The 9,264-nt window shown below is 58.3% G+C and carries 4 protein-coding genes and 1 pseudogene; all 5 read left to right on the top strand.

Features of this window, described 5'->3' with window-relative positions; translation table 11 throughout:
• A pseudogene (locus tag AXF19_RS01465) lies at positions 1–1,755 on the top strand (hypothetical protein); the annotation flags it as partial.
• Between the two features lie 3 nt (positions 1,756–1,758).
• Positions 1,759–5,139 carry an SNF2-related protein gene (locus AXF19_RS01460; protein WP_066844090.1) on the top strand — a complete coding sequence of 1,127 codons (3,381 nt, stop codon included), beginning with the start codon at positions 1,759–1,761 and terminating at the stop codon, positions 5,137–5,139.
• The gene (locus AXF19_RS01455) at positions 5,108–7,573 is read left to right on the top strand and encodes a DEAD/DEAH box helicase (protein ID WP_066844086.1); all 2,466 of its coding nucleotides are present in this window, start codon (positions 5,108–5,110) and stop codon (positions 7,571–7,573) included. The genes AXF19_RS01460 and AXF19_RS01455 overlap by 32 nt, the downstream gene beginning before the upstream one ends.
• Before the next feature lie 10 nt (positions 7,574–7,583).
• Positions 7,584–8,360, top strand: a complete 777-nt coding sequence (locus AXF19_RS01450) for a hypothetical protein (RefSeq protein WP_066844082.1) — start codon at positions 7,584–7,586, stop codon at positions 8,358–8,360.
• Between the two features lie 10 nt (positions 8,361–8,370).
• Positions 8,371–9,264, top strand: an 894-nt coding sequence (locus AXF19_RS14505; protein ID WP_172837344.1) for an ATP-binding protein, incomplete at its 3' end; no start/stop codon positions are given.

Below are 9,264 nucleotides of genomic sequence, written 5' to 3'. Positions count from 1 at the left end.
GCCGCCTATGTCGCCCGCGCATTTGAACAGGCAGGCAAGTCTGATCCCGAAAATCCGATGCGCATGATGCAGGAGCAGATCTACGCGGCGGACAGCTCCGCAAACAATATTCTCAAGATGTATTTCCCGGAGCAATTCGGAGAACGCCAATTTTTGGACTATCCGCTCGGGCATTTCTTCCTTGCTGTTGCAAATATGTGGGACGCCGAGAAGAATGAGATGGTGATCGCGGACGCTGCGGATATCAAGGAGTGCCTCGAGGCGGGCATTCTGCGGGAGGATTACCCGGGGCAGTTGTCTGCCGTCTGGGGGCAGCTCGCCGCACTGTTCGAGGGCTGTACCTCCCCGGATGAGATGATTCGGCGGCTGCAGCGCCTTCGCAAGCAGAAAAAATATCTCAGCGATTCCGCGCAGCAGGAATATGTGCGCCATATTTCCTACTACACCGTCAGCCGTGATGCAATCGATCAAATGGAGCGGGCGCTCACGGAGCTCAAGGAGCTCGCAGCGTATTTCTACGAGGATTTTGAGCAGCAGCCGCATAATTTTCGCGCGTTCTATCAGCGACTCAAGGCGTATTTGCAGCAGGACGTCCTGGATGAACAGGGACTCGGGGAGGAGTTTGCCGACATCATCCGTCGCGTGCTCGATCGATTGGAGGAGGTCGAGCACATCGATGAATCCGCCTCGTTTGCCTGTCTCAAGGCGACAATGTCGATCTATCTCGTGCAGGAGACGAAGCCCGGCAAGAGCGCGCATTGGATTGTCCGCGACTTCGAGCAGATCGATGGCGATATCCTGCGCAGCGGGCAGGGGCGTGTGCGCGGTGAACCCGTCACCTACCATTTTGCCTGTCTCTCCGATGAGGATATGTGCGGGGGCAGGGCGCGCAAATTCCCGTGGCCGCTCACGGATGCGTTCTTCGAGGTTGCGCAGGAGCCCGTGGACTGGAAATATCAGGTCTATGTCAAGGCGCGCAAGGAGTACAGGAACTACAAGCGCTATGCGCTGCTCTACGGCCTGCAGTTCAACCGCGCCCGCTTCCGTCTCAGCTATGTCAGGCGAAGCGGCGAGGGAGAACGGGAGCCGTACTATCTCCTGCAGCTGCTCGGCGCGCGGCGGGTGCGTTACGAGGAGCGGCGGCGCAGCCCGTGGCTTGCAGATGTCACGGCGATCCGCGCGGCAGGTGCACCCGCAAGGGCATACGAGCCCGCCGACTATTACCGCTGGCGGCTCTGCAGGTACAGGTTTCTGCTGGAATCCATTGCAGAGGGGACGACCATCTACAAGGAGCCCTTTCTCCTCGTCAAATACTTCGAGATCATATTGGAGAATCAGATCAAAGAGAAGCTGCAGGGCAGTCCTGCGGGCGAGACCATCGTTGCCGATGCGCTCTCCGATACCTATGAAACGCTGAGTAAATACTTCCCCTTTGTCTCCAACCTGAACCGCATGGATGTCCTCAAGAAGGTACGTGCGCGCCTTCCGCATGGGAAGACGCCCTTTCCGATACTGCAGGAGTCGGATCGCGCCTACATGAGGATACGGGAGCAGTTCATTTACAAGAAGCTGACAGATGCCGGGAGGCCACAGGTGAATATTCTCAAGGACGTTTTTGCGCCCGTATCGGATGAAAAAATTGCCGAGACGCTTGCAGAATCCGCACTTGCACAGACGTATTTTCATCGGCATATCGGCATCTGGTGTCAGTACTGTGCCAACCATGAGCTCTGTGCGGCATCGTATAAGGGGTAAACCATGCTCAAAGCAGGAATGTATGTCAGATGTCCCGCGGATCCCGAGAGTGCGCGCGATCCCCGCGTCTTTTTGTGCGGGCAGGTTGTGGAGGTCAATGAGTTTCAACGGAGCGTCACCGTAGAGGTTCACGACCCGTTCGGCTATGACCGGCTCTTTGCATACGAGCAGAAGGGACAGCGCACTCTGCCGAAGGGACAGGCAAAGAGGTGCAGGCTGTTCGTCGGCTCCGAGGTCAAGGTGGGTGGGGCATTGTGCACGATCCTCTCCGCAGAGCGCGATGAGGATGGCTTCTACCTATACGATGTTAAAATGCGTGCGACGAAGGACGTTCGTCGCGTATCGGAGCGCGATATTACGGCGCCGTTCACGAATGGCGATGTCGATCCGACGGTTCAGCTGTGCTCCTACGAGTTCCAAAACCCGTGCTGGTTCATGGGGCGTGCTGTCGTCTCGCGCAGCATGAATCTCCTCGAGAATGCCATCTATGGGTTCAAAGAACTGGCGGGCTGCAAAATCTATCTCCTGCCGCATCAGGTCAACACGATCATGCGCTGCCTGCAGGAGCGCCCCTGCCGCTTCATGCTCGCCGACGAGGTCGGCATGGGCAAGACGATCGAGGCACTCTCCGTTTTGACGATCTATATGGCGCACGCTGCGCACAAGCATATCCTGATCCTCGTGCCGGATACGCTCAAGGAGCAGTGGAAGGGTGAAATGCTGCTCAAGTTCAACCTGTCGACGGGGCAGGTCAAGGACGGTCATTTCGTTCAGGTGAAGACGATCGCGGAGCTGGACGATGGTGACAAGGAGCGGGCATGGGATTTCGTTATCGTGGATGAGATCCACCGCCATCTCGGCGATCGGGATGCCTATGCGCTGCTCCATCGCCTCAGCGCAGCGGCGGAGAATGTCCTGCTCCTGAGCGCGACGCCCGTGCAGCAGCGCAAGGAGGAGTATCTGGAGCTCCTGCGGCTCCTGCAGCCGAGCAAATACGATGCTTACAACGTGGAGCGCTTCAGCGCGCTCATCGACAAGCAGGGGCGGATCATTCAAAAGACCGTCACGATCATGAATGATCTGGCGGGCTATGAGGAGTTTCTTGACGAGCAGCGGCAGGCGGGCGTTGATCCGCATGACGATGAGGAGAGCGCGGAGGTCTTCGAGGATATTCGCAAAGACCTGAAGGTGCTCTGCGATGCACTCGCGGATGAGAAGCTCTCCGCGCTGCTCGACGCTGTCGATTTTAAGAGCAGCGATTTCGGCGTTTATGCGGTCAAGGTTGTGATCTCCTATCTCTGCGGCAACTATCAGATCGAGAACAAGATCATCCGCAATCGCCGCCATCTCCTCACGCAGTCGGAGGATGGCACGCGCCTCCTGCCCACGCGCGCACGGCAGGAGATTACCTATGCGTTGGACAAGGATCGGAACGCGTATGAGGCTCGCGCCTATGAGCTGCTCACGGAGCGGATTGCGGCGGACGCAGCACACTTGGACGTCGTGCGGGTCGTCCGCCCGCTCCTCGAGTCGTTCTTCAGCTCACCGTGGGCATTCCGCGCGCGGCTGAATGCGATGGAGGATGTGGACGAGCATCTCCGCAGCTGTGCAGAGCAGTGGTGCAGGGCAGAGGACGATGCGATCTCGCGTCTGGCGGATATTTTGGACGATCCGGATGCACATGAGGACGCGTGCTGCAGCCGTCTCGTATCCGTCATCAACCTGCTCTGCGAGGAGCTCTATGATCAAAAGGTCGTGCTCTTCACGAATCACGCGGAGACGTTCGAGGCGTATTGCAGAGCGCTCGCACATGTCTTTCCGGCGGAGGAGATCAGCTTCTTCGGGGCGGGGATGTCCGCAGAGGAGATCGAGCTGAATTCCTACCGCTTTCAGAACGATGCCGTCTGCCGCGTGATGCTCTGCGACGTGACGGGGGGCGAGGGGCGCAATTTCCAATGCGCGGATGTCCTCGTCCACATCGATCTGCCGTGGGATGCGAATCAGATCGAGCAACGCATTGGGCGTCTGGATCGCCTCGAGCGCGATCCGGAACGGTCGAAAGTCACGTCCGTTGTCGTCCACACAGAGGATAGTTTTGAGGCGGCGCTGTTTCGCTTCTGGGATGAGGGGCTGAAAATCTTCACACAGTCCCTAAGCGGGATGGAGATCATCATGAAGGACATCAATGAGGATCTCATCGACGCCGTGCAGAGGGACTTTCAGTACGGCCTGCACGAGCGCATCCCGCGTATGATTGCGCTGGCGGATACCATGCGGGATGCAGTGCGCAAGGAGCAGCACTTCGATGCCTCCGCGCTCCTGTTGCGCCCCCTGTATGGAAAGCTCAGACGCCTCATCGACTACTATGCGGAAAATGAAAACGAACTCTTTGCAAGCACCATGTCAAATTGGGCGAGTCTGGCGGGATTTCGCGGGCAACGCGATGCTGCGGGGACGATCACCTACACGGCAGAGTCGTTTTCTCCGAAGTCGGCGGAGAACTCTCGCCTCATCCCGCCGCAGTGGAATGCGTATCTGGCGTCGGAGCAGAATCGCTTCATCAGCAGGGTGCAGGAGGAGTACAATGAGCGCAGGGCGATCCGATCGCAGCGGCAGTCAATTCGCGGGACGTTTCAGCGCAAGCAGGCGATCGAGAACGACTATCTGCACTTCTTTGCGCCCGGCGATGAGGTCTTCGACTGCATTGTGAACAATGCGCTCCGCTCCTGCAAGGGGCGCGCCGCTGCTTTTGCCGTGCAGTCCGCGCTGGAATGGAAGGGGCTGATCTTCACCTGTGCGCCAAAGCTCAGTGAGAGGGAGCTGCGGGCGCAGGGGCTGTCCGTGCACGCGCTCGGAGCGTATCGCAGCTATCTGCTGTCGGAGCAGGTTGTCATCCCTGTCTCCATCGAGAATCCCGATGATCTCACGGATGATGCAGTCGTGCGGGAGTACATGCGGATCATCCGTGCGGGATTCCGTCGGAATCGGGACGTTCATCTGGGCAAGAGAGGGCGTCAGGCGCGATATCTCAGAGATGTGATCGGGGACATGCCGAATATCGACTGGTTCCGCAGCGCGTACCCCACAGAGGAGTGGCGTGCGCTCGTCAAGGAGGCGCGCAAGGAGGCACTTGAGAGGGCGGCTGAGCAGTATCGTCGCCGTTCCGACTACAGGGGAGCGCGTGAGGAGATGGAGCGCATGCTGTCCGCGCGGGAAGCGGGCAGCGCTTTTTACGGGGCGGCAGATGCGGGAATCGCCGAGCTGCGCCGCGTGCACAATGTTCTGCTTGCAGCAATGCGCAAACTTAGCGTCACGTTGGAGGCGGCGGCATTTGTTTGGATGGTGAAGAGCGATGAAGGTGTGGGAGATGAATGCGGCACTTGAGGCCTATCTGAGCGGGCAGGGAGAGCGGCCAGCGTTCCTTGACGCAGCCCCGGCAGATGCGCACGAGCGCTTTCTGCTGCGCGCTGCGAAGCGCCTTGTGCGCAGCTATGACCTCCATCGCGCGCACGAATGCGGCGATGATGATCTGATGCTCGCACTGCGCAATTATCTGCTGACCATGCAGGTGAAGATTGCCCTGCCCGCACTCTCCATCGCGGAGGGGAATCCCTATGGGATTCTGCGCGAGGCGGATACAGACCGCTATTTTGCTGTGGGGCAGTTCCCCGTCTATATCAACCGCGCGTTTGCCGAGACGGTCTTTCGCGGGGAGGAGCATCTGCGCGTGCGGGATACGCGCGGGACGAATCTGGAGACCGATCCGCTGATTCGCAGGATCACGGGCTTCGTGCAGTTCAAATCGCCCGCACAGAAACTGGCAGTCTACGGTGCACTGAATACGCCCGACGGTTACACGACCTTGGTCTCCCTGCCGACGGGCGGGGGCAAGAGTCTCATTACGCAGACCCTCGCATATCAGCGGGAGGGATTCACGATCATCGTTGTGCCGACCGTCTCGCTCGCCATCGATCAGGTGCGCGCGGCAAAGCGCATCGTGCGGTCGGCGCATGCAGATGAGGAGATCTTCTCCTACAGCAGCGGGGTGAATCCCGCGCCGATCCTGGAGGCGATCCGCACGCGGCGGGCGCGGATGCTGTTCATCTCGCCGGAGGCACTTATCAACAATGATAATTTTGCACAGGTTGTACGTGAGGCAAACGATGTACGCTATCTGCGCAGCATCATCATCGACGAGGCGCATATCGTGATCGACTGGGGCGCACTGTTCCGCATCGACTACCAATGCCTCGAATCGTGGCGCAGGATGCTGCTCCGCAACAACCCCGCGATCCGTACGATCCTGCTCTCGGCGACCTTTGAGGAGCGGACAGTCGCCCTCCTCAAGGATTTTTTCACCGAGGACGGGGCGCGCTGGCTTGAGATCCGCTGCGATGCCCTGCGGCATGAGCCGCGGTATATGCTGGTAAAGGCAAAGTCCCGTACGGAAAAGATGCGGCGGCTGACAGAGCTCGTTCGGACGATGCCGCACCCCATGATTATCTACGTCGCAAGCCCTGATGATGCCAGCGATGTGGCGGAGCATCTAGGCAAACAAGGGCTGCACAATGTTAGGACGTTCACGGGGCTGACAGCGGGAGTGCGTCGAAAAGAGCTGATCGAGGCTTGGGCGGATGATGAATTTCCGATCATGGTCGCCACCTCCGCATTCGGCGTTGGCGTCGATAAAAGCGATGTGCGGACGGTGCTGCATCTCTACATCCCGCAGAATGCAAACGCCTACTATCAGGAACTCGGGCGCGGCGGACGCGACGGGCTGCCCTGTCTCAGCATCATGCTCTGCATCGATCCCGACGATCTAAGCGGCGCGTTCAATCGGATCTCCAAGAAGGTTATGACCACGGAGAAGATCCTCGGGCGCTGGAACAGCATGTATAACAGTCCCCGCTCTCCGCGCGTGAAGCAGCTGAGCCATATCGATACCTCCATACGGCCGAACTATGCGGATCGGGACAGTCTGGAGGATGTGCCGCCCTCGGAGGCGGATGTGAACTGGAACGTCTATGTGCTCCTCTTCCTGAGACGCCATCACCTCATCCGCATTCATGAGGTTGTGCCTCAGGCGGATCAATACATCTTCGTCATCGAGGTTCTGGAAGAGGTGTTGCGCTCGCCCGATGCTGCGCAGGAAACAGTGATCGAAGCCTGCCGCACGGAGGAATGGCGCTCCTATGAGCAGGCATTCCGTCAGATGCAGAAGGCGGTCAAAAACGGCGGTCGGGTCTGCTGGTCTGAGATGTTCTATGAGATCTATGATCGCGTGGATGAATTCTGCGCCGGCTGCAATGCGCATGAAGCGGCGTATGAGGGAGATGCACGTAGCGATGCACTTAAAGCTCCCGTGGAGGAGCCGCTCAGACCGCTTGCCGAGGATCAGCTCGCGTTTTTTTCAGGGGCAAAGAGCCGCATTGTGATTGCGGGGGCGGAGGAGCAGGCGGCACTGATGGCGAAACTCTCTCCATACCGCATTGCTGCTGTCGTCTCGGATACCCCGTTGGCGGACACGTTAGAGCGGATGGCGACGACGGGCAACATTTTTCTGCTCAGTTCGCAGGATCTGCGTGCACTCGTCAAGAAAAAGGCGTATTATTATATCTCTGGGATCATCGTTGTGTGCTATTGCGGCAGTCCACGGGAGATCTTTGCGCTGTTCCGGTATGTCACGGAGAAATTGGGAACGCGCGGCGATGTGCGTCTCATTCACGTGTTGCAGGAAAATACATATTTCGATTGGCTGGGCAAGTCCTTTACCGATCTGGCGGATGGACTGGTCTTGCCTGTGCGTGGTATGATTTAGGAGAGGAAATATGTTTCAGGATAAAATGGTCACGCCGGCGATTCCCGAGCGCGTCTACACACTGTGCAGGATCGCCGCAGAGGGGACGATCACCGAGAGGGCACTGAAAGAGAAGATGGAGCCGTCCTATCTGAATCAGAACACCTCCTACTTTGCGGACTATCGGACGGCAGCCGAGGAGCTGCAGCTCATCACGAGGTCGGACGGCAACATCGCGCTCGCGGTCGAGCTGGCGGTGATCGCTTCGATGGAGTCCATGCGTCTCTATGTGAACGGCAGGCTCGAGGAATTCGCGTCGGGGCAGTTCTATCAGGTGACGAAGGCATATTATGCGTGGGGCAGCAGTGTTCTCAGCGGAGAGAAGAATCTGACAGCACTGGCGCAGCCGCTCAGCAAGGCGATTGGACGGCAGGTTGACGCGATGGCAATGCGCGCTTGGCGATTCTGGGCTTCGTATTTGGGGCTCGGATATCTGCACGACATGTTCTTCATACCGAATGCGGATGTTTTTCTGTGCGATGTGATCGCGCATGCGGGCTTGGAGCAGGGGCGCAGCTACTCCTTTGGCGCGTTCATTGAGAGCATCCTCCCCTACAGCAGGATGATCGTGGATGACGACCCTGCGAACCGGCAGATTAGCTACGGCGTCTCGAACGGGCTCCGCAGTCTGCACGACATGGGGATCATTCGTCTGGAGCACATTCTCGATCAGACTGACATATGGAGTCTTTACCCGCAGCCGCATCAGATTGCGGGCACTGTCACGAATATTACGATTTGCAGATAGGAGGAGCGGCATGGACGTAAGCATTGCACGGGAGCGCATCTCCGCCATTGTAAAGCCGGACTCGATCACCGCCGCCCAGGGCGACTTTCTCGCAACTCATGTTCCGATCAAGCGCCTGCGCCTACTCAATAAATTTGAACTCACGCCGACGGGGGGCACGGAGTGTACGGAGGAGTCCGTCTATGAGGAATTCGTGCGGAATCCGGAGAACAGGCATCAGTTCATCGCCGTGTACGGGCAGAGCGGTACGGGGAAATCGCATCTGATCCGTTGGTTCGAGGCGCGTTTTCGCGCGCAGATGCCCGAGGATGAGGTCGTTCTCTTCGTGCGCCGCAGTGACAATACGCTGAAGGGAACTATACGGCAGCTGCTCGCGATGCCGGAGGTGCAGGAGATCGCGAACAGGGAGGCATATGATCGCCTGACGAAGGCTGTCGTGACCGAGGATGAGGAGAAGCTCAAGGGGCGCATCTATCATGACTTTATCAATGAAATAGAGCACGATGACGGCAGTCGTGATGTTTGCCTCAAAAGGATTAAACAAAAGCGCCTGACGGTGTTTCTCTCGAATGATATTGTGCGGGCGCATCTCATGGCGGAGGATGGACCGATTGCGCGCATCTATGCTAAGGTGGCCGCAAATACCGCTGTCGATCGGGAGACGGTCGCGCAGTTTGTGCCCGAGGATTTTGTCCTGCCAATGAATCTGTGTGAGGATATTGAAGCTTCGGGGGCGGATGCAAAGGCCTTGCACATGATGCAGGCACTGATGGTGGATGAGGGCGGGGCTGAGGAAGCCCGGCATACAGCTGCCTATATGAACTGCTTCGTGAATGACGTGATTCAGCGCTGCGCGGGGATCGAGGCGGGGGATTTCCGCGATATCTTTCAGGATATCCGCCGA

Origin of the sequence: Selenomonas sp. oral taxon 126, assembly GCF_001683335.1 — a bacterium.
Lineage (GTDB): Bacteria > Bacillota > Negativicutes > Selenomonadales > Selenomonadaceae > Centipeda.
The sequence above is the reverse complement of the archived record's forward strand: the minus strand, read 5'-3'. Positions and strand labels throughout refer to the sequence as shown.

Excerpts from the sequence above, each read along its gene's own strand:
- AXF19_RS01460 (WP_066844090.1), top strand. The coding sequence starts at position 1,759 with ATGCTCAAAGCAGGAATGTATGTCAGATGTCCCGCGGATCCCGAGAGT.
- AXF19_RS01455 (WP_066844086.1), top strand. The coding sequence starts at position 5,108 with ATGAAGGTGTGGGAGATGAATGCGGCACTTGAGGCCTATCTGAGCGGG.
- AXF19_RS01450 (WP_066844082.1), top strand. The coding sequence starts at position 7,584 with ATGTTTCAGGATAAAATGGTCACGCCGGCGATTCCCGAGCGCGTCTAC.